At 32.0% G+C, this 20535-nt stretch carries 21 protein-coding genes and 1 other RNA gene; 14 read left to right on the top strand and 8 right to left on the bottom strand.

From position 1 onward, the window contains the following. Positions 1–85: 85 nt before the first annotated feature. Positions 86–1012, top strand: coding sequence for a cation diffusion facilitator family transporter (locus tag IEW40_RS01135; RefSeq protein WP_188616237.1), 927 nt, complete (start codon positions 86–88; stop codon positions 1010–1012). Between the two features lie 158 nt (positions 1013–1170). Here the strand turns inward: IEW40_RS01135 and IEW40_RS01140 are convergent, their stop codons facing one another. From IEW40_RS01140 to IEW40_RS01155, 4 genes are all read right to left on the bottom strand, one after another. Further along, entirely contained in the window at positions 1171–2577 is a 1407-nt protein-coding gene (locus tag IEW40_RS01140) for an NAD(P)(+) transhydrogenase (Re/Si-specific) subunit beta (RefSeq protein ID WP_188616238.1), read from the bottom strand. A gap of 87 nt (positions 2578–2664) precedes the next feature. Next, positions 2665–2973, bottom strand: a complete 309-nt coding sequence (locus tag IEW40_RS01145) for an NAD(P) transhydrogenase subunit alpha part 2 (protein WP_188616239.1) — start codon at positions 2971–2973, stop codon at positions 2665–2667. A gap of 10 nt (positions 2974–2983) precedes the next feature. Then, the gene (locus tag IEW40_RS01150; protein WP_188616240.1) at positions 2984–4120 is read right to left on the bottom strand and encodes a Re/Si-specific NAD(P)(+) transhydrogenase subunit alpha; all 1137 of its coding nucleotides are present in this window, start codon (positions 4118–4120) and stop codon (positions 2984–2986) included. 174 nt (positions 4121–4294) lie between these two features. Next, the gene (locus IEW40_RS01155; protein ID WP_188616241.1) at positions 4295–5431 is read right to left on the bottom strand and encodes a putative porin; all 1137 of its coding nucleotides are present in this window, start codon (positions 5429–5431) and stop codon (positions 4295–4297) included. Between the two features lie 222 nt (positions 5432–5653). On the opposite strand from IEW40_RS01155, the gene IEW40_RS01160 reads away from it, so the two are divergent. From IEW40_RS01160 to IEW40_RS01170, 3 genes are all read left to right on the top strand, one after another. Next, complete coding sequence (locus IEW40_RS01160; protein ID WP_188616242.1) at positions 5654–6493, top strand: 1,4-dihydroxy-2-naphthoyl-CoA synthase; 840 nt, start codon at positions 5654–5656, stop codon at positions 6491–6493. A gap of 76 nt (positions 6494–6569) precedes the next feature. Beyond that, the gene (menA, locus tag IEW40_RS01165) at positions 6570–7499 is read left to right on the top strand and encodes a 1,4-dihydroxy-2-naphthoate octaprenyltransferase (protein ID WP_188616243.1); all 930 of its coding nucleotides are present in this window, start codon (positions 6570–6572) and stop codon (positions 7497–7499) included. Between the two features lie 310 nt (positions 7500–7809). Then, positions 7810–8490, top strand: coding sequence for a metal-dependent hydrolase (locus tag IEW40_RS01170; RefSeq protein ID WP_188616244.1), 681 nt, complete (start codon positions 7810–7812; stop codon positions 8488–8490). A gap of 31 nt (positions 8491–8521) precedes the next feature. Here IEW40_RS01170 and ffs read toward each other — a convergent pair. Next, positions 8522–8619, bottom strand: an RNA gene (ffs, locus tag IEW40_RS01175) — signal recognition particle sRNA small type. Positions 8620–8692: 73 nt separating this feature from the next. On the opposite strand from ffs, the gene IEW40_RS01180 reads away from it, so the two are divergent. The 9 genes from IEW40_RS01180 to IEW40_RS01220 all read left to right on the top strand — a co-directional run bounded on the left by IEW40_RS01180 (position 8693) and on the right by IEW40_RS01220 (position 17167). After that, positions 8693–9271: a DUF4199 domain-containing protein gene (locus IEW40_RS01180; protein WP_188616245.1), complete on the top strand. Its 579-nt coding sequence runs from the start codon at positions 8693–8695 to the stop codon at positions 9269–9271. 64 nt (positions 9272–9335) lie between these two features. Beyond that, entirely contained in the window at positions 9336–10289 is a 954-nt protein-coding gene (locus IEW40_RS01185) for a glycosyltransferase family 2 protein (protein ID WP_188616246.1), read from the top strand. 6 nt (positions 10290–10295) lie between these two features. Then, the gene (locus IEW40_RS01190; RefSeq protein WP_188616247.1) at positions 10296–11000 is read left to right on the top strand and encodes a GIN domain-containing protein; all 705 of its coding nucleotides are present in this window, start codon (positions 10296–10298) and stop codon (positions 10998–11000) included. Positions 11001–11081: 81 nt separating this feature from the next. After that, a complete protein-coding gene (locus IEW40_RS01195; RefSeq protein WP_188616248.1) occupies positions 11082–12833 on the top strand; it encodes a phospho-sugar mutase in 1752 nt (583 codons plus the stop codon). Positions 12834–12999: 166 nt separating this feature from the next. Further along, a complete protein-coding gene (locus IEW40_RS01200; RefSeq protein ID WP_188616249.1) occupies positions 13000–14253 on the top strand; it encodes a pyridoxal phosphate-dependent aminotransferase in 1254 nt (417 codons plus the stop codon). Between the two features lie 80 nt (positions 14254–14333). Continuing rightward, positions 14334–15095 carry a 3-deoxy-manno-octulosonate cytidylyltransferase gene (gene kdsB / locus IEW40_RS01205; protein ID WP_188616250.1) on the top strand — a complete coding sequence of 254 codons (762 nt, stop codon included), beginning with the start codon at positions 14334–14336 and terminating at the stop codon, positions 15093–15095. A 66-nt stretch (positions 15096–15161) separates the two neighbouring features. Beyond that, positions 15162–15824, top strand: a complete 663-nt coding sequence (locus IEW40_RS01210) for a histidine kinase (RefSeq protein ID WP_188616251.1) — start codon at positions 15162–15164, stop codon at positions 15822–15824. Positions 15825–15848: 24 nt separating this feature from the next. Then, the gene (locus IEW40_RS01215; protein WP_188616252.1) at positions 15849–16535 is read left to right on the top strand and encodes a hypothetical protein; all 687 of its coding nucleotides are present in this window, start codon (positions 15849–15851) and stop codon (positions 16533–16535) included. A gap of 116 nt (positions 16536–16651) precedes the next feature. Then, a complete protein-coding gene (locus tag IEW40_RS01220; RefSeq protein ID WP_229663365.1) occupies positions 16652–17167 on the top strand; it encodes a glutathione peroxidase in 516 nt (171 codons plus the stop codon). Positions 17168–17236: 69 nt separating this feature from the next. On the opposite strand, the gene IEW40_RS01225 is transcribed toward IEW40_RS01220, so the two are convergent. Together IEW40_RS01225 and IEW40_RS01230 are read right to left on the bottom strand one after the other, a co-directional pair. Then, positions 17237–17893 (bottom strand): NAD(P)H-binding protein, encoded by a 657-nt coding sequence (locus IEW40_RS01225; protein WP_188616254.1) that lies wholly within the window; start codon positions 17891–17893, stop codon positions 17237–17239. A gap of 36 nt (positions 17894–17929) precedes the next feature. Beyond that, positions 17930–19306 (bottom strand): T9SS type A sorting domain-containing protein, encoded by a 1377-nt coding sequence (locus IEW40_RS01230; protein ID WP_188616255.1) that lies wholly within the window; start codon positions 19304–19306, stop codon positions 17930–17932. Between the two features lie 85 nt (positions 19307–19391). On the opposite strand from IEW40_RS01230, the gene IEW40_RS01235 reads away from it, so the two are divergent. Continuing rightward, positions 19392–19742, top strand: coding sequence for an MmcQ/YjbR family DNA-binding protein (locus IEW40_RS01235; protein ID WP_188616256.1), 351 nt, complete (start codon positions 19392–19394; stop codon positions 19740–19742). A gap of 131 nt (positions 19743–19873) precedes the next feature. Here the strand turns inward: IEW40_RS01235 and IEW40_RS01240 are convergent, their stop codons facing one another. Further along, positions 19874–20515 carry a leucine-rich repeat domain-containing protein gene (locus IEW40_RS01240; RefSeq protein WP_188616257.1) on the bottom strand — a complete coding sequence of 214 codons (642 nt, stop codon included), beginning with the start codon at positions 20513–20515 and terminating at the stop codon, positions 19874–19876. Between the last annotated feature and the right edge of the window lie 20 nt (positions 20516–20535).

Raw genomic sequence — 20535 nt, forward strand, 5'->3', positions numbered from 1 at the left:
TTTATATTACTGATATCTCTCAAATTTACACAATTCACTTAAACTTTCTCAAAAAAATTCCCGAAATTTGACTAAAATTTCTTTCATGTCGCATTCTCACGAACACAGTCATAGTCACGTTCCACAACTAGATTTGAACTCAAAAAAATTAAGAAACGCATTCTATATAGGTATTTTTCTCAACTCGGCTTTTGTTGTGATAGAAGCAGTAGTTGGTTGGTGGCAAAATTCTTTGGCATTGCTTTCAGATGCGGGTCACAATCTAAGCGATGTGGTGAGTTTGATTTTGGCTTTAATTGCTTTTAAATTAATGTATTCAAAAGCTACACAATCATATACTTACGGTTACAAAAAAGTGACGGTTTTGGTAGCATTGCTTAATGCGATTATTCTGTTTCTGGCAGTTGGCGGTATTATTTACGAAGCTATTTTTAGATTTTATAATCCCCAACCTTTACAAGGTAAAATTATGGCAATTGTAGCATTTGTTGGAATTATCATCAACTCTCTGACTGCATATTTTTTCATGAAAGATAAAGACGCTGACCTTAATGTGAAAGGGGCGTATCTACACATGGCAGCAGATGCTTTGGTGAGTTTGGGTGTGGTAATTGCTGGTGTGGTGATTATTTTTACCAATTGGTTTTGGCTAGATGCTGTGATGAGTATTGTAATTGCATTGGTGATTCTTTATGGAACATGGAGTTTGTTTACTCAAAGTCTAAAACTAGCTCTTGACGGAGTTCCGGAAGGAGTAGATTTCAATAAATTAAAAGAACAAATTCTTGGAATAGAAGGCGTAAAAGATTTTAAACATCTTCATATTTGGGCACTGAGTACTACCGAAAATGCACTTACAGCTCATCTTCAAGTAGATAAAAGTCTTTCTCTAGACCAGATTGAAAATCTAAAAGATAAAGTAAAACACGAACTAGAACATTATAATGTACAGCATTCTACTTTAGAAATTTATTTTAATGATAGAGAATTCTTGGAGGAAGAAATGCTATAAAAGTTATAAGTAATGAAGTATGAGTTATGAGTTGGAAATTTTGATTTAATACAAAAAGACTCCTGTTCAAACTTTGAACAGGAGTTTTTGTTTTTATAGTTTATAAAAATCAAAGATTTTTCTTCCTTTAAGATTTGAGGGAACGAAAATCTTTAATTTTACAGATTTTTAATTTCAGAAATTAAATCTTGCAGTACTTTCTTGGCATCACCAAAAAGCATCGAAGTTTTTGGTCTGTAGAATAATTCGTTTTCTATTCCTGCATAACCAGGTTTCATACTTCGTTTGTTTACAATTACGTTTTTAGCGAGTTCTACCTCTAGAATTGGCATTCCGTAAATAGGAGAGGATGTGTCTTCTTTAGCAGCAGGGTTTACTACGTCATTTGCTCCAAGAATTAAAACTACATCTGCAGTTGAAAATTCTTCATTGGCTTGTTCCATTTCCATTAATTTTTCGTAAGGAACATCGGTTTCTGCTAAAAGTACATTCATATGTCCTGGCATTCTACCAGCTACGGGATGTATCGCATAGAAAACATCTACACCTTTGCTTTCTAGTAATTTTTCTAATTCGTGACAAGCGTGTTGAGCTTGAGCTACTGCCAATCCGTATCCTGGAACAATCATTACTTTGCTGGCATAGGTCATTAAAACGGCAGTGTCACTCAGGGTAACTTCTTTTACAGTCCCTCCGCTAGAAGAACTTCCGCCTTCAGATTTTTTGTTTCCGCCGAAAGAACCAATCAGTACATTTAATAAAGAACGATTCATGGCGTTGCACATCAAAATGGTTAATAAAGTTCCTGCAGCACCCACTAAAATACCACCAGTTAACATGACTTTGTTGTCATACAAAAATCCTCCACAAGCTGCGGCAACTCCCGTAAATGAATTTAATAAAGAAATGACAACAGGCATATCTGCTCCACCAATTGGGAAAACGAAAAGTAAACCGTAAAGCAATGATAATATGAAAATTACATAGAATAAATAATTGCTTTCTGGACTGAAATTCAAAACTAAATAAACAGATAATCCTAAAATGGCTAATAGAATTCCGATATTAATAAATTGTTGGCCCGGAAAAGCAAAGTCTTTTTTGATATTTCCATTGAGTTTTCCCCAAGCAATCATACTTCCTGCAAATGAAACTGAACCGATGATTAGCCCTAAAAGTATGATGGAAAGTGTTCCTAAATTAACAGAATTTTCTGAATTGTGAACCAAATGATTGTATTCTACCAAAGAAATAAGAGCAGCACAAGCGCCTCCCATTCCGTTGAAAATACTTACCATTTGTGGCATAGCCGTCATTTTTACTTTTTTGGCAGCTAAAGCACCTACAATGGTACCGATGAGAATTCCCCCAAAAATCCAAGCATAATTTCCTAATTTTTGACCTTCGTCATCTTGATAGAGAAAAATAGTTCCTAAAATGGCTACTACCATTCCTGCTGCGGCTAATAAATTCCCTTTTCTAGCAGTGGCAGGGTTAGAGAGCATTTTTAATCCTAAAATAAAGGTAATAGAGCCTATTAAATAAAGTATTGTAAGTAATCCCATGATTTTGATTTTTTAGATGGATGCTGGGTGTTAGAAGTTGGGTGTAATTTTTAAACATCCATCATCAAACATCAGACATCCTGCGCATTATTTTTTCTTTTTACTAAACATTTCTAGCATACGGTCTGTTACTACAAAGCCGCCAACTACATTTAATGTTCCTAAAATCACACCGAGAAAACCTAAAATCAAAGCCAAATAATTATCTGGTTCTGCTTTTCCCATTACTATAATAGCTCCAATAATTACCACTCCGTGTATGGCGTTTGCGCCACTCATTAATGGAGTATGTAAAACACTAGGCACATGACCTATAACTTCAATTCCTACAAAAATCATCAGAATTACAATGTAGATGATTTGCTGGTTTTGAGTAAACCACTCTATAATATCCATAAAATAATTTTTAATTGTTCATAGCAGGTGATAGCGCAGATTTTACTCTATCATTTATTATTTCACCATTGTGTGTAATACAGGCACCTTTCACTAGATCATCTTCCCAATTGAGATTAAGGTTCGCATCTTTATCGATGATGAGTTGAAGGAAATTTGAAACATTTTTCCCATACAATTTACTAGCATCAGAAGGCATGGTAGATTGTAAAGAAGAATTTCCAATTATAGAAACTCCCTTATAATTCACGGTTTCATTATTTTTGGTGTGTGGTGTGTTTCCACCAGTAGAAGCTGCTAAATCTATAATTACAGAACCATCTCTCATAGAATTAAGCATTTCTTCAGTAATTAAAATCGGAGCTTTTTTCCCTGGAATTTGTGCGGTGGTAATAATAATATCAGATTTTGCAACACTTTCAGCAATTCGTTGTTGTTGTTTTTGTTTGTATTCTTCGGTTTGTTCTACAGCATAACCACCAGCAGAACTGGCATCTGCAGCACCATCAACTTCTACAAATTTAGCCCCAAGGCTCATTACTTCTTCTTTTACAGCAGGTCTGGTATCAAAAACTTCTACCACTGCTCCTAATCTTTTTGCGGTTGCTATGGCTTGCAAACCAGCAACACCAGCTCCTAAAATTAGAACTTTAGCAGGTGCTATGCTTCCAGCCGCAGTCATAAACATAGGAAAGTATCTTCCATATGAATGAGCTGCCAAAAGAACTGCTTTATAACCTGCAATATTGGCTTGAGAGCTCAATACATCCATTGCCTGAGCTCTGGTAGTTCTTGGAAGCATGTCTAGAGAAAAAGTGGTCATTTTTTTCTCAATAGATTTTAACACATTTTCTCCGTTAGACAACGGTTGGTAAACTCCCAATAAAATTTTAGAATTAATTTTTGAAAAATCCTCGTCTAAAGGAGGATGTATTGAAAGCAAAATTTCTGCTTGTTTTAGAACTTCGGCTCTAGATTTTATCTCTGCGCCTACTTTTTCATATTCTTGATTGTTGTTAAAGGATTTTTCACCTGCACCAGATTCTACAATTACTTTATTGCCTTTTTTTATAAGTGCTGCAGCGGATTCTGCAAGTAAAGAGACTCTAGTTTCGAAACTTGGTTCTTTTAAAATACCTATGATCATATTATTAGATTTTTGAGGTACTCAAATATATAACGATATTTCGAATAAAAAAATATGATTTTGATTATGTTTATAGATAATTTATTTAAAATTTATGAATAATATCAGTTTAAGAATGAAAATAATGTAATTTTTGTTACACAAAAAATGCTGTAACTTTTTAAAGAAAAATGATTAGAATCTAATCTGATATTGTAAAAGTAAAAGACTAGAGCTATATTGATTGGTATTGATGATGTCTTTGCTGTAATCAGAAATTACACCAACCAATGAGACTTTAGAAGTGTAATCATCTCCAATTACATAACTAAGCATAGGGGTATAAAATCTACCGATGTTTCCATTTTTATTAACATCTTCCAAATATTCATATCTGCAAGTAAATTCTATGAAGCTTTTATTATTTTCATTAATTGTTCTAGAAATAAAAGGAATGATGTAAAACCCAGTCATTTTATAGTTAGAAATAGTTTTTCCAGCGAGTGTAGCTGCAGAGAACGCAGAAATATTGGTTCCGTATTTGAATTCAGAATTAAAACCAGCGTTCCAAAGTTTAGATAATTTGGTATTAAATGTAATATCAGCCCCAAACATGTCAGCATTTTGACCTTCCACTTTAGTAAGCGCTTCATTAATACCGATTTGTAATTTTGGTAAAATGTCATATTCTAAACGGATAGCATGATTTTTAGAATTATCATTATCTTGCAATTGATTTTTACCATTTCCGTTGTAGAAAGTGTAGTAATATCTCAAAGGAATTTTTTTCTTAATTAAAGAACCAGAAACAGCAGCACCAATTTGGAAACTTTCCCAATTGCTTTTTCCTAAAAGAGAGTACTGATTAGACCATGTGTAAGATTTCAAAATTTCTGCAGGAAACATATCTTCTAACCCAAAATAAGGTCTAAATTGTCCGACTTGTAGATTGAAATAAGTACTAGGAGTCCATTTCAAAGCAGCAATTTCTAAAACTTTATTTTTTGGGTCGCTTTTAAAATCAGCAAAATTCACCAAAATTTGTGCAGAAAGTTGGTCATTAATGGCAAATTTTCCATTCACCCTGAAATAGACCAAATAGAAACCATTATTCGCGCCAGAAGGATTGTGTTTTCCATTCATATCTACCTCTTTGGTAAGAGAATTGGCATAATCACCCACCAATAAAGCTCCTATGGTTGCTTTTTTGTTAAAAATTTTAAATTCTTTTACTTTGGGAGTTTCGATTTTTAAAGTGTCTTTTTTTTCTTGACCACTGATTAATGCTACTAAACTTAAAGAAAAAAAGCTTGTTAGTATTGGTTTCAACATATTTTTCATACCTACATTTTTTACAGGTGCAAAGGTACTTAGGTATTTTTTTTCTAAATTTATTTAATGTATGAATAAAATCATTTTTTGGTAATTTTTATTGATTTTATATTATTTTTCAATGATAGATTTTAAAGTTCTTCAGTTCTATTTAGACTTAATAATGATGATTTCGTCTAGAAATTGGTCAATATTCGTTATCTTTACGCAAAATTTTTTTCTATGAATATTAATTGGGAAACCGTAAAAGAATACGAAGATATTACCTACAAAAAATGCAATGGTGTAGCTAGAATTGCTATTAATAGACCAGAAGTTCGCAATGCATTTCGTCCGAAAACCACTTCAGAATTGTATGACGCTTTTTACCACGTTTCAGAAGATTCTTCTGTTGGGGTGGTTTTATTAACAGGCGAAGGACCAAGCCCTAAGGATGGCGGCCACGCTTTTTGCAGCGGTGGCGACCAAAAAGCAAGAGGTCATCAAGGTTACGTAGGCGAAGACGGAAGACATAGACTTAATATTTTAGAAGTTCAACGTCTCATCCGTTTTATGCCAAAAGTAGTAATTGCGGTGGTAAACGGTTGGGCAGTTGGAGGAGGGCACTCACTACACGTAGTTTGTGATTTGACTTTAGCAAGTGAAGAGCACGCTATTTTCAAACAAACTGATGCTGATGTTACCAGTTTTGATGGCGGTTATGGTTCTGCTTATTTGGCTAAAATGGTAGGACAGAAAAAAGCCAGAGAAATTTTCTTTTTGGGTAGAAATTATTCTGCTAAAGAAGCCGAAGATATGGGAATGGTAAATGCTGTAATTCCTCATGCGGAATTAGAAGAAACCTCTTATCAATGGGCCCAAGAAATTTTGGCAAAATCTCCTTTATCTATCAGAATGCTAAAATTCGCAATGAATTTAACAGACGATGGAATGGTTGGTCAACAAGTTTTTGCAGGTGAAGCTACCAGATTAGCTTATATGACAGACGAAGCCAAAGAAGGTAGAAACGCATTTTTAGAAAAACGTAAACCAGATTTCGGTGAAAATCAATGGATTTCTTAAATATTATTGATAAATGATAATTGATGATTGATTTTTTTCAGCATTGTTATCAATTATCATTCATTATTCATCAATTATGAAAAATTGGATACAAGCAGCTCGACTGCGCACTTTACCGCTATCAATAAGCGGAATTATTATGGGGTCTTTCATCGCAAGATGGAAACTTTTACAAAATGGAGAAACTTGGGATTGGACTATTTTTGCATTGGCGCTTTTGGTGACTTTGTTGTATCAAGTTTTGTCTAATTACGCCAATGATTATGGCGATGGGGTGAAAGGAACCGACAAAAATAGAATAGGCGAGGCCGAACAAAGAGCAGTAGCTTCTGGCAAAATTTCAGCAAAACAAATGCGAAATGCGGTAATTTTGTTTGCTATTTTGTCTTTGGTGGCAACTTTTTATTTGCTTTACAAAGCGTTTTTTCCGAATTTTATTAATGAATTTTACACTTTCATAGGTTTAGGAGTTGCTTGTATTTTAGCAGCAATTGGCTATACCGTTGGTAAAAAACCTTATGGTTACTTAGGTTTAGGTGATATTATGGTTTTTATATTTTTCGGTTTGGTTTCTGTTTGCGGCAGTTATTTTTTGTTTACCAAAACTTTTGATTGGGATATTTTGTTACCTGCTTCAGCCATTGGTTTACTAAGTGCAGCTGTTCTTAATCTCAACAATATGAGAGATATTGAAAACGATGAAAAATCTGGTAAAAAAACATTAGCATTGCGATTAGGTTTCAAAAATGCAATGATTTATGAAATGATTATTTTGGTGCTTCCGCCAATTTTGGTGTTAACATACATGATGATTAATGATTTGCAAGCACAGGGTAAATATTATGCGTTCATCTTCTTTGTAACCGTATTTCCACTGATGTCTTTGCGTAGAAAAATAATGATGGTAAAAGAACCAAAAGAGCTAGATCCTTTTTTGAAACAAGTGGCGATGATTACTTTCGTGATGAGTCTTTTGGTCGCTTTTGGATTGAATTATTTTAGTTAAAAATTATGAAAAAATTTTATAAAATAGTTTCTTGGTTATCAATAATTACATTCCTTGGTTTTTTTTTGTTATTGATTAAAGAGCTATTGACTGGCGAATTATCATTGTATGAACTTGCAATTACTCCTTTAATGTTAGGAATAATTTTAATAATTGATTTTATAATTTCAATTTTTATAGTAAAAAATAAAATATCATCAAATATTGTAATTCTAATATTACAAATTCTTGTTATATGTTTTTGTTTGTATATAATTTATTACTATAACATTAGTATGTCTGTAATTGTTGATTAATTTATAAATATAAAATGAAAATAAAATTCCTCGGGCAAAACTGTTTTTTGTTCACTTACAACGGTAAAAATATCCTTTCTGATCCTTTTTACAATTTTCAGAAAGACAAATCAGGTTTTGATATTTCTGCGCAAAAAATTGATTATGTGTTGATAACTCACGCACATGGTGACCATATTGCAGATGTAAAAGAAGTTTTAGAAAAACATCCTGATTGTGCAGTAATTGGTCAACCAGAAATTTGTGGATATTTTAATCATCCCAATTCTATTGATATCAACTTCGGAGGTTCTGCTAAGTTTGATGACATGAAAATCTCGATGGTTGCAGCACATCACACGTCTAGTTTCCCAGATGGAACGTATGGCGGACAACCTTGTGGTTATATTTTCAGATTTCAAGGTAAAAATGTGTATTTCGCAGGTGATACTGGTGTAATGGCTGATATGGCTTATTTTCATCAACTTTTTGGGGAGATTACTTTGTCTATTTTACCTATTGGTGGTCATTACACAATGTGTGCAAGAAAAGCAGCTTTTGCAGCTTCAGAATTATTAAAAACCAAAAGAGTAATTGGTTGTCATTTTGATACTTTTGACCCTATAAAAATCAATCATGATACTGCTAAACAATTATTTACAGAAAAAAATATTGATTTTTCGATACCAGAATTAGGTGAAGAATTTGAAGTATAATTATAGAAAATTTTCAAAAAAAGACATAAAAAAATGGCAAGCTACCTAAATCACACCGCTACAACCGATTACCTTTGCTGCGTTCCCACCCTGGAGGATTCTCAGGAGCTGGTTGTTTAGGACTTGCCGGTGCAAAAATACAGAATTAATTCAAAATTCAAAATTCAAAATAGAAAAAAAATAAAAAAATAAATTTAGAAATATGATTAAAAACGTTTATGCTGTTGGTTTCGTGTTGTTTATCGCGAATATGTTGGTGTTTTTTGCTGCCTATTTTTTTGCATATAATACCAATTATTTTAACACGAGTATGTTGCTCAATGCATTTGCACTGCCAGCTTTATATACTATTGCAGCGTATTTATCAGTGAATTCTTTGAAAAAAGAAAAAGGAAGTCTTAGTTTCAAAGATGCTTTTGGTAGAGCTTTTAAGCCTATGTTTATCGCAGGACTTTTATCTATGATTAGCATATTTGGTTTCTTAAATTTTGTAGATACAGACGCTAAGGATACTTTGAATTTTCAGTTTGTGGAAAGAAATAAAAAAGAATTGACGGAGATTTATCAAAAGCAAAGGTCAATTATGAAAACTGAAAAAGAAAAGCAAGACCTAGACAAAGATTACCAAAAAAGTATGCAAAGTTTTTCACCAGAAATGGTCAAAGACAAGGATATGTTTAATTTTAGACAGTTTACCTATTATTTTGCTGCTGTTTTGGTTTTTTATACCATTCTTTCTACATTTTTCGGAAGTTTCTTTAGAAGCAGAGTAGAGGCATAATATATCTCATATTCTCGCCAATCTAACGTTTTTATTTATTAATTTTGTACCTTAAAATTATTGAATGGATTTATCAGTTGTAATTCCCCTTTTAAACGAAGAAGAATCTCTGCATGAGCTTTATGCAAGAATAGACAATGTGTGCAAAGAGCACAATTATACTTATGAAGTTTGGTTTGTAGATGATGGTAGTACAGATACTTCTTGGCAAATTATAGATGATTTGTCTAAAAAAAATAGCCACGTGCATGGCATTAAATTTTCTAGAAATTATGGAAAATCACAAGCATTGCACGCAGCATTCGAAAAAGTAAATGGTAATGTAGTAATTACCATGGATGCTGATTTACAAGACTTTCCAGAAGAAATTCCTGAATTGTACAGCAAAATTGTTGATGAAAAATATGATTTGGTTTCTGGTTGGAAAAAGAAACGTTTTGACAATGTTATGACGAAAAATTTACCATCAAAACTTTTCAATTCTGCAGCTAGAAATTTGTCTGGAGTTCAATTAAATGATTTCAACTGCGGTCTAAAAGCTTACAGAAAACAGGTCGTAAAATCGGTTGATGTTTACGGTGATTTACACCGATGGATTCCTGTTTTGGCAGCCAATGCAGGTTTCAAGAGAATTACAGAAAAACCAGTGCAACATCAGGCTAGACCTTACGGAACTTCTAAATTCGGGACAGAAAGATTTGTTCGTGGTTTTTTAGATTTAATCACCCTTTGGTTTGTAAGCAAGTTTGGAGGAAGACCGATGCATTTCTTTGGCGCGGTAGGAACTTTGATGTTTATTTTCGGGTTTTTATCTGCATTTTGGTTGGGCGCAACTAAACTGATAGACGTTTATTACTATCACGTTTATGGAAATCTCATCGCAGAAAATCCTTGGTTTTATATCGCATTAACGATGATGATTTTGGGAACTTTGCTTTTTGTAGCAGGGTTTTTAGGTGAGTTGGTGATTAGACAAAGTAGAGGACATCAGAATTATCATGTAGAGAAAATTTTGTAATTCAATATGAAGAAAATAGCCTTACTTTTTATCCTATTTCTAGGATTCATTTCTTGCTCCAAAATTTCTCCAAAAGGTGAAATAGAAGTGAAAGACGTAACAGTAGAAAATTTCACCAAATTGAATCTTAAAGGAGATTTCAAAGTGTTTTTTGCGAAGGCTGAACAAAATTTGGTAAGTGTAGAAACGTATCCTAATATATACAAAAACCTAGATATAGAAGTAAAAAACGGCATTCTAACTATTGAAGAAAATCGTAAACCTGAAAATGTAGATTTCTACAGCATTAATATTTTTGGGAAAAATGATTTAAATGAAATTTCACTTTCGGACCACGTAGAAATGAATGTTTCCGGACAAGTAAAATCATCTGAATTTTTGCTAAATTTGAAAGATAATTCTAAATTTATGGGAGCAGTTATCTCTGACAAAAGTAAGGTTGATATGGCTCAAAAATCTAATGCTAATATCCTTGGAGAAACCAAAATTTTGAATTTAAAATTAGCTGATTCTGCTAGCATTATGGCGCCGTATTTTTATGTAGAAAATTTAGAAATGAATGCTAAAAATGGCACTTCAGCAGGATTAAATATTGATAATGAAATGAAAGGAACTCTAGAAAATACCTCAAAACTTATTTTCTATGGAGAACCTCTCAATAAATTAACAAAAAAAGACCAATCTTCTGTGGAAAACAGAAAGTTAAGATAAGTCGATGTTCTATGAATAAAGAAAATTTTTATTTATAGTTTGAAACTTTGTCAAACCACATCAAACAAAAAAACAATATATATGACAACGGTAGAAAAAGCAAAACTTTGGTTATCAGATACTTTTGATGCTGACACCAGAGCTACAGTTCAGAATTGGATTGATACCAATTCTCCAGAATTAGAAGACAGTTTTTACAGAGAATTAGAATTCGGAACTGGCGGAATGAGAGGAATAATGGGCGTTGGAACCAATAGATTAAACAAATATACACTCGGACAAGCTACACAAGGTTTGGCAAATTATCTTCATCAGCAATTTCCAGGCGAAGAAACCGAAGGTTCGGCGAAGTCGAAGACGAGCCAAATAAAAGTAGCCATAGCTTATGATGTGAGAAATAATTCTAAGGAATTTGGAAAAATGTGTGCTGATGTTTTGACTGCAAACGGAATTAAAGTGTTGCTTTTCAAAGAACACAGACCAACTCCAGAGCTTTCTTTCACGGTTCGTGATAAAAAATGTAATGCAGGTATTGTTCTCACAGCTTCTCACAATCCACCAGAATATAATGGTTATAAAGTTTACTGGAATGACGGTGCACAAATTGTTCCACCAAATGATGATGCCATCATCAAAGAAGTATATGCTACCAAATTTGAAGATATAAAATTTAATGGGAATGATGATTTGATAGAGTGGATTGGCGATGACCAAGATGATGTTTACATAGATAGATGTATTGCAGAATCGCTTTACCAAAAAGATAAAATTGGTTATGAAAATTTGAATATTGTTTTCACTTCTATCCATGGAACTACTTATACCACTATTCCAAAAGCTCTGGAAAAAGCAGGTTTCAAAAAAATAGATTTGGTAAAAGAACAAATGATTCCTAGTGGAAATTTCCCAACGGTAGAATCTCCGAATCCTGAAGAACCAAAAGCGCTACAAATGGCGGTAGATTTGGCTAATATTACCAATGGTGATATTGTAATAGGTTGTGATCCAGATGGTGATAGATTAGGGATTGCGGTAAGAAACCTAGAAGGCGAAATTCAGTTGCTAAACGGTAACCAAACCAATATGATTCTTACAGATTATATCTTGAACCAATGGAAAAATGCAGGAAGAATTACAGGTAAAGAATTTATTGGTTCTACCATTGTTACTTCTGATGTTTTCTTTGATTTAGCTCAGCAATATGGTGTAGATTGCAAAGCTGGACTTACTGGTTTTAAATGGATTGGTAAAATGATTCACGATGCTGAAGGTGTAGAAAAATTCATTTGCGGTGGCGAAGAATCTTTCGGATTTATGACAGGTGATTTCGTAAGAGATAAAGACAGTTGTGGTTCTATTTTATTGGCTTGTGAAATTGCTGCTTGGTGCAAAGCCAATGGCAGAACAATGTATCAATATATGATAGACATTTACAAAAAAGTAGGTGTATATCAAGAAGCTTTGGTAAATGTAGTGAGAAAGGGTAGAACTGGTGCCGAAGAAATTGCACAAATGATGGTAGATTTTAGAAACAATCCTCCTAAATCTTTGGCTGGTTCATTGGTAAAAGAGGTTAAAGATTTCCAAGAACAAACTTGTTTTAATGCCATTTCTGGTGAGAAAAAAGTAATGAATGATATTCCGAAATCTAATGTATTGATTTACTATACAGAAGATGGAACTAAAATCTGTATCAGACCTTCTGGAACTGAACCAAAAATCAAGTTTTATTTTTCTGTTAAAGGTTCTATTTCTTCCGAAGCAGACTACAAAGATGAAGTTGCAAGATTAGAAAAGAAATTTGACATTGTAAAAGCAGATTTAAAACTCTAAAATTTATATTAATTATAATCTATCGCTGATTTTGTTGGTTTTGCTTATTTTTTAATTAGCCTAATCTGCTTAATCAGCGGTATTTTTTATGAATATTATTGAAGTCTTTTGTTTTATATTTTTTAAATTTGAACTTTCAAATTATTAACCCTTAATTCTATAAAAAGTGGTATCAAAACTCGCTCAGAACCTTATTGGTTCAGAAATTATCAAAATAGGTAATCAAGTAAACGAACTCAAAGCTCAAGGTGCTGAAATTGCTAATCTTACGATTGGCGATTTAGATTCAAAAATATATCCAATTCCTGCTGTTCTGAAAGAGAATATTCAAAAAGCGTATCATAATGATTTAACGAATTATCCTCCAGCAAACGGTTTATTATCTTTAAGAAAATCGGTAGCTAAAGACCTAAAATCTCGTTGGAATTTAGACTATTCAACAGACGATATTTTAGTGGCTGGTGGTTCTAGACCTTTGATTTATGCAACTTTCAAAACAATTGTAGATGAAGGTGATAAGGTTGTTTATGCTGTTCCTTCTTGGAATAATAATCACTATTCTTACCTTACTTCTGCAAAAGCTGTAGAAATAGAAGTAAGACCTGAAAATAATTTTTTACCAACAGCAGCAGATATCACTCCGCACTTAGAAAGAGCTGTGTTGGTGGCGCTTTGTTCACCGTTGAACCCAACTGGTACCATGTTTACCAAAGAACAATTGTCAGAAATTTGTGAAGCTATTATTGCTGAAAATAAAAATAGAAAAGAAGGTGAAAAACCTTTATATTTAATGTACGACCAGATTTATGCAATGCTTACTTTCGGGGATTCTGAGCATTTCAATCCGGTAACTTTATTTCCAGAAATGAAAGATTACACGATTTATATTGACGGAACCTCTAAATGTTTTGCGGCAACTGGCGTAAGAGTGGGTTGGGGATTTGGTCCGAGCAAAGTAATGGATAAAATGAAAGCCTTGCTAACTCACGTTGGAGCTTGGGCTCCAAAACCAGAGCAACAAGCAGTGGCAGAGTTTTTAGATAATACCGAAGCTGTAGATGCTTTTGTGAATGATTATAAAGGTAAAATAGCACACAGTTTAGAGGTTTTACACGCTGGAATTCAAGAAATGAAATCTAAAAATTTCGCTGTTGATAGCATAAAACCAATGGGAGCGTTGTACTTGACCATCAAACTAGATTATGTAGGAAAAACCACAGAAGACGGAAAAGTTCTGAAAGATTCTACTGATTTGGTTTTCTATCTCATTGAAAAAGCGGGTGTAGCATTAGTACCATTTTCAGCATTTGGAAATTCTAGAGAAATGCCATGGTTTAGAGCTTCAGTTGGTGCTTGTTCTGTAGAAGATTTACAAAAAATGTTCCCGAAATTGGAGGCTGCTTTAAGTAAATTAGCTTAATTTTTTGCCACAAATGCATTAATAATATTTGTGCATTTGTGGCTTTATTATTTTTATATTTTTTCAAAAAATCGCCAGATATGGAAAATCTCGGAACTCGAAACTCGGAACTCGGAACTCTTAAAATCATCGCTGTAATACCAGCTCGTTATGCTGCAAGTAGATTTCCTGGGAAATTAATGCAAATTTTGGGAGACAAAACTGTGATTTCTACTACTTACCAAAATGTAGTGGAAACTAGACTTTTTGATGAAGTTTTCGTGGCAACTGATTCAGAAATTATTTTTGAAGAAATTACCAAAAACGGTGGAAAAGCTGTAATGACAGGCGAACACGAAACGGGAAGCGACAGAATTGCAGAAGCGGTGCAAAGTATGGTTTGTGATATCGTGATTAATGTGCAAGGTGATGAACCTTTCTTGAAAACAGAGCCTTTGAAACAACTCATCGAAGTTTTTGAAAATGATGTTGACAAAGAAATTTCATTGGCTTCGCTTAAAATTAGACTAAAGGAAAAAGAAGAAGTAGAAAATCCTAATAATGTAAAAGTAATCACTGATTTACAGGGTTTTGCGATGTATTTTAGTCGTTCCGTAATTCCTTATCCTAGAGAAACCTCTGTAGAACATTTTTATTATAAGCATATTGGTGTGTATGCTTTCAGAAAAGAAGCGCTTACTAAATTTTCTACACTTGAAATGACACCACTAGAAATTTCAGAAAAAATAGAAGCCATTCGTTATCTAGAAAACGGCATGAAAATCAAAATGATAGAGACAGATTTTGTTGGAGTAGGAATAGACGTACCAGAAGATTTAGAAAAAGCTAGAAAATTAATTTGAAAATGTAAAAATTTGAAGAGGATTTAATTACAAAATCTTATATTTGAAACCTTGAAAAAAAAATCAATGAGAAAACTACTTTTACTAGCAACTATTCTAATAAATGCCCTATTTTCGGCACAAACGGCCAAGCAAATTATTGATAAAAACATCGAAATTACGGGTGGCCTTACCCAATGGAAATTGCTAAATTCTATTTTACTTCAAGGCAAAGTAATTTTGGGAGTAAATGAGGAATATCCTATTAAAATTTTTCAGCAAAGACCTAATCTGACAAAAACCTTAGTTACTGTAGGGAAAAAGGAAAATGTAGTAGAAGGTTATGATGGTAAAAATGGCTATGCCATGAATTATGTGGTTAATAAATTACAAATTCAGAAAGATTATGTAGCAGAAAGTTTTGATACAGATTTTATAGATTACGAAAATAAAGGATTTACCGCTCAGGTTTTAGGAAAAGAAAAAGTAGGTGAAAAAGATTGTTTCAAAGTAGAATTGACTAAAAATGTAAATAAAACAGTCTATTATTTTGATGTACAAAACTATTTTCTTCTGAAAGAAGTTAAAAAAGACGAAGTACTCATTTATTCTGATTTTAAAAAGGTTAATAACCTGATAATGCCATTTAGAATAGAATCTAACACACCCAAAAAAGAAGGAGATTATGTGATGATTCTCAATAGAATAGAGATAAATAAAGCATTCCCAGAAAATACATTTAAATTTTAAATAAAAAAATCAAAACCTAATTTTATGAAAAAACTAATACCCATTTTTATTTTATTTCTATTTTTTAACTCTTGTAACAAGGTAAATGTATCTAGCGACGAAAAATTAGCACTCGATAAAATCGCTCAGTTCTATGGCGGTCTCATCAATTATAATAAAGGCTTCGAAAATCACAACGGAATTTCTAAGGATTATTTCGAAATTAAGATTAATAAAAGTCCGTTGTTAAATAATGACCAAGTAAATCTTACCAAACATGCTGGTAATATGGCTTATCTTTTCTATTCTAATTTAAGTAAAGAAAATAAAAAAAAGTTTAATGAAGTAAGAGTAAGTATAGATTTGAATAATGGAGAAGGTCGTTCTTATAAATTTAAAATCTCTGAATTAGAAGGGGTTTTAAGCTTTCTTCCTTCTTTAGAAAATGTTAATTATTTAATCATTTCAAAAGACTACAAAAAGCTTGCAGAGAGTTTTTCTAAAGATTCTAATGTAAAAGAAGAATCTATTAAAGAACTTTTTAATAAAGTAAACGAAACTTTTGGGGAAACTAAAGAAATTCAATACCAAGGCCATGAGTTTTCTACGGATGATAAATTAGGAGATTGTGTAACTTACAAAGAAGTTATTGTACTAGAGAAACAAGCGATTCAAATGTTTGTAACCTATCAAATGAAAACAAGAGAACTCATCATGCTATATATTCCTTAATTAGGAGTATGATAGAAAATATCTAAAAGCGTTTTATAACGCTTTTTTTTATGAATATATGTCTTACATTTGAAAAAAATAGTTTTATGAAATCTTATAAATATTTATTCATTCTTATGTTTTCATTTTTTGGTTTATTTAGCTCAAAAGCACAGACACCAAAGTCTATTCATTCTTTTAAGGTAGAATCTCTAGACGGTAAAACCATTGATTTTTCTAAGTTTAAAGGAAAAAAAATCCTGATTGTAAATACCGCTTCAGAATGTGGATTTACACCTCAGTACGAAGATTTAGAAAAGTTGTATGAAATGTATAAAAACAAGTTGGTGGTAGTAGGTTTCCCTGCAAACAATTTTGGGGGACAAGAACCAGGCAGCAATCAAGAAATTGCTACTTTTTGTAAGAAAAATTATGGAGTAACTTTCCCAATGGCGGCTAAAGTTTCGGTAAAAGGTAATGATACAGCTCCGATATTTAAGTTTTTAACAGACAAAAAACTGAATGGCGTAAAAAACACAACCATTCTTTGGAATTTTACTAAATTTCTTTTGAATGAGAAAGGAGAGTTGATAGATACCTTCATCAGTACTACAAAACCAACTTCAGATTCTATTACAAAATATTTGAAATAGAATTTGCCACGAATACACGAATAATTTTTTAATTATATTTTAATAAAATTAGTGCATTCGTGGCAATTATTATTCTTTTCCTTTTTCTGCAAAACTGAAAATACTACCTAATTTTATTTCAGAATAACCGTTTGATTTTATTTTAGTTGCATTAATCATCGCTTGCGCCAAAACATCTGTTGGTAGTGGTTTTTGGCTCTCTAAACAGCCTAGTTTATTCACAAATTTTATAATTCTAGCGCCTAATACTTCACCAGTTCTATTGGTGTTTTTTCTGTCGAGCATTCCCGGATTGAAGATGGTTAACTTATTGAAATGTAGATTTTTAATTGCTTCTTCTAGCTCGCCTTTCATTTTAGAATAGAATATTTTAGAATTGGGATTAGCACCATATGAGGAAACCAATACAAAATCTTCCACATTGTTTTCTCTAGCAGCTTTGGCGAAATTGAGTTGATAATCAAAATCTACTTTTCGTTGTGCTTCTTTGCTTCCAGCATCTTTCAAGGTAGTTCCGAGGCAAGAAAATGCTACATCGCCTGTAACCAAATCTTTCCATTCTTCTGGTTTTTCGAAATCTACAACGTGAAAAACCACCTTTTCGTTTTCACTTTTCATAGGTTTTCTTATGAAAGCGTGAATTTCTTCAAATTCGTTATCTTCAATCAATTTTTGAAGTAAATCTTTTCCTGTAGCGCCAGTTGCACCGATGATGAGAGCTTTCATGAGAAATTGAATAATGTTTGAATTTAATAATAGTATTTATTTTTTTATGACTTTACTTTTGATTATTTCTTTTCCGTATTTGTCAAAAAGGACTATAAAATAAATTCCATCTCTTAAATTAGATAAGTCAATAAAAGAAGTTTCTCTTTTTTCTAAAATTTTTTGTCCTAAAAAATTGTACACTTTAACGTAATTAGCATTAGTTGTAAAATGTGCAATATTATGTGTGGGATTAGGAAACATGGTTTCTTTAATTTTTTTATCATTAGAAGTAGCTAAAGTATAAGAACAATTAGTGCTGAAGCTTGCAATGCTATCTATTTGCCAGGTGTATGCAGTAGCATAAGAATTAGCTAATGTTACATCATCTACTTGAATGCAGGTTAGTTGACTATTAGAAAAAGCCTGCATAGAGTTCAGAATAGTATTGTTGCCGTTTTTAAGATTGAGCTGAGTTAAAGAATTAGCAAAACATAACAACGTTGTTAAAGCTGTGTTATTGGTAATGTCTAAAGTTGTAAGACCGCAACCTCGGCAATCTAAAAGTTGTAAAGCAGTATTTTTACTTACATCTAACGTTCCTATTTGATCGCCAACACAAGAAAAATCTTGTAACAAAATGTTATTACTTATATTTAGGCTAGTAATGAAATTTCTACCACAATGTAAATATGTTAACGCTGTATTTTTGCTTACATCAAGGCTTCCAATTTTATTAAAATAGCAATCAAGAGTTTTTAAAGATAAATTTTTAGAAACATCTAAACTCCTAATTTGATTATTATAACAAGACAAACCCACTAAATTTATATTCTTTGAAACATCTAAACTAGTTAATAAATTATCATCACAAGACAAATTTTGTAGCAAAGTGTTATTGCTTACATCTAAACTAGTGATTTTATTATCTAAACAATTTAAAGAAACCAGAGCGGTGTTTTTAGTAACATCTAAATTTGTGAGTTGATTACTAAAGCATGATAATGTATTTAATGCAAGATTATTACTTACATCTAAACTGTTGATTAGATTATTAAAACATAATAAGTATTGTAAAGCCGTATTATTGCTCACATTCAAGCTAGTTATTTGATTTCCAAAGCAGTATAATCCGGTTAATGCAATATTACTACTTACATCTAAACTTGTTAAATTGTTATAAGATGCATTAATTGATGTGATGTTTGTAAATGATTGAATGCCTGTTAGATCTGAAATATTTCTATTGTTACAATTTATACTTCCACTGAAAGCAATGGCTTCAGATAACTGAATTTCTGTGTCAGCATTGGTGTTGATATTAGTATCAGACACTAGATATGCTTTAAAGTTTGTATCAGGAATGTTTACAATTTGTGATTTGAAAAAACAAGCCAATATGAAACTTAAAAAAAAGAATAATTTTGATTTCATATTATCTAATTTGTGTTTTAATTATTACAAATTTATGATTTTTAACGATAAGTTTCTTAAATTTGAGAAAAATAGATAAATAAAATTGGTAGCAGAAGAAATCCGTGAATATTGTTTAACAAAAAAAGGAGTAACCGAAGGTTTTCCGTTTAATGAAACTGCTTTGGTTTTTAAAGTAGGAGGTAAAATGTTTTTGTTGATGGCATTAGACGCGCAACCTATAGTTTTTTCTGCCAAAAATAAGGAAGACTACAACCAAGAATTAAGAGAAAAATATCACCAAATTTCTGGCGCTTATCACATGAATAAAACACATTGGAATTCGGTGGTTTGCGAAGGTTTGAAACCTGAATTCATTAAAAAATTAATTGATGACTCTTATCAACTGGTTTTTGATAGCCTGACAAAGAAAGTGAAGGAGGAGATTCTTAGTTAGACAATTTTTTAGGTAGACTTTAAAGTTATAATGAAAAAATCATCAGCGCGATATGAAAAAAATAACTAAATGATATGAAAAATGAAGTTTGATTAATAACAAGTCTAAAAGTTTTGCGCTGATGATCTATATTAAAATTTTATAATGACACCATAATTATCGATTAATTGATTATAGTTTTTTGGGGTGTATTTGTTGTTTCTGAAGTCTAGATATTTTAAGTCTTTTATATTTTCAATTTCCTTTGGGATTTCCTTAAAATCATTATTATTGAGGTATAGAGTCTCTAGATTTTTGATTTTAGAGAGGTTTTTGGGCAATTTTTTTAGTTGGTCACCTTCAAGATGTAGTATTTTAAGCTTGGGTAAAAAAGTTAGCGTTTCAATAGTTTTTTCTAGATTCATATTTTTTTCATTGTTCAGATATAATTCTTCTAGATTATTCAAATTCTTAAAAGATGAGGGAAGTATTTTAAAATCATTACCACTTAAGTCAAGTATTTTAAGGTTTTTTAGTTGAGCAATTCCATCTGGTATCTTATTGAGGTGGTCGTTTTTTAAACTGAGATATTCTAGATTAGGAAACTGTAGCCACACGTCATCATTAATGTTTAGCTTTTGATTGTCAAGTTTAAGTCTAAATACATTTTCTGGCTCTTTCAGTGCATTTTCTATATTGGTAAATTCTTTTCGTTCAATAATATTTGATTTATTTTCCTGCGCGAAAAATAAATTTAATGATGTTACTAAAAAGATGAAGATTATATTTCTCATAATATTATAACATTCTTTTA

This window comes from Cloacibacterium rupense, assembly GCF_014645495.1.
GTDB lineage: Bacteria > Bacteroidota > Bacteroidia > Flavobacteriales > Weeksellaceae > Cloacibacterium > Cloacibacterium rupense.

Excerpts from the sequence above, each read along its gene's own strand:
- IEW40_RS01135 (WP_188616237.1), top strand. The coding sequence starts at position 86 with ATGTCGCATTCTCACGAACACAGTCATAGTCACGTTCCACAACTAGAT.
- IEW40_RS01140 (WP_188616238.1), bottom strand. The coding sequence starts at position 2,577 with ATGGGATTACTTACAATACTTTATTTAATAGGCTCTATTACCTTTATT.
- IEW40_RS01145 (WP_188616239.1), bottom strand. The coding sequence starts at position 2,973 with ATGGATATTATAGAGTGGTTTACTCAAAACCAGCAAATCATCTACATT.
- IEW40_RS01150 (WP_188616240.1), bottom strand. The coding sequence starts at position 4,120 with ATGATCATAGGTATTTTAAAAGAACCAAGTTTCGAAACTAGAGTCTCT.
- IEW40_RS01155 (WP_188616241.1), bottom strand. The coding sequence starts at position 5,431 with ATGTTGAAACCAATACTAACAAGCTTTTTTTCTTTAAGTTTAGTAGCA.
- IEW40_RS01160 (WP_188616242.1), top strand. The coding sequence starts at position 5,654 with ATGAATATTAATTGGGAAACCGTAAAAGAATACGAAGATATTACCTAC.
- menA (WP_188616243.1), top strand. The coding sequence starts at position 6,570 with ATGAAAAATTGGATACAAGCAGCTCGACTGCGCACTTTACCGCTATCA.
- IEW40_RS01170 (WP_188616244.1), top strand. The coding sequence starts at position 7,810 with ATGAAAATAAAATTCCTCGGGCAAAACTGTTTTTTGTTCACTTACAAC.
- IEW40_RS01180 (WP_188616245.1), top strand. The coding sequence starts at position 8,693 with ATGATTAAAAACGTTTATGCTGTTGGTTTCGTGTTGTTTATCGCGAAT.
- IEW40_RS01185 (WP_188616246.1), top strand. The coding sequence starts at position 9,336 with ATGGATTTATCAGTTGTAATTCCCCTTTTAAACGAAGAAGAATCTCTG.
- IEW40_RS01190 (WP_188616247.1), top strand. The coding sequence starts at position 10,296 with ATGAAGAAAATAGCCTTACTTTTTATCCTATTTCTAGGATTCATTTCT.
- IEW40_RS01195 (WP_188616248.1), top strand. The coding sequence starts at position 11,082 with ATGACAACGGTAGAAAAAGCAAAACTTTGGTTATCAGATACTTTTGAT.
- kdsB (WP_188616250.1), top strand. The coding sequence starts at position 14,334 with ATGGAAAATCTCGGAACTCGAAACTCGGAACTCGGAACTCTTAAAATC.
- IEW40_RS01210 (WP_188616251.1), top strand. The coding sequence starts at position 15,162 with ATGAGAAAACTACTTTTACTAGCAACTATTCTAATAAATGCCCTATTT.
- IEW40_RS01215 (WP_188616252.1), top strand. The coding sequence starts at position 15,849 with ATGAAAAAACTAATACCCATTTTTATTTTATTTCTATTTTTTAACTCT.
- IEW40_RS01220 (WP_229663365.1), top strand. The coding sequence starts at position 16,652 with ATGTTTTCATTTTTTGGTTTATTTAGCTCAAAAGCACAGACACCAAAG.
- IEW40_RS01225 (WP_188616254.1), bottom strand. The coding sequence starts at position 17,893 with ATGAAAGCTCTCATCATCGGTGCAACTGGCGCTACAGGAAAAGATTTA.
- IEW40_RS01230 (WP_188616255.1), bottom strand. The coding sequence starts at position 19,306 with ATGAAATCAAAATTATTCTTTTTTTTAAGTTTCATATTGGCTTGTTTT.
- IEW40_RS01240 (WP_188616257.1), bottom strand. The coding sequence starts at position 20,515 with ATGAGAAATATAATCTTCATCTTTTTAGTAACATCATTAAATTTATTT.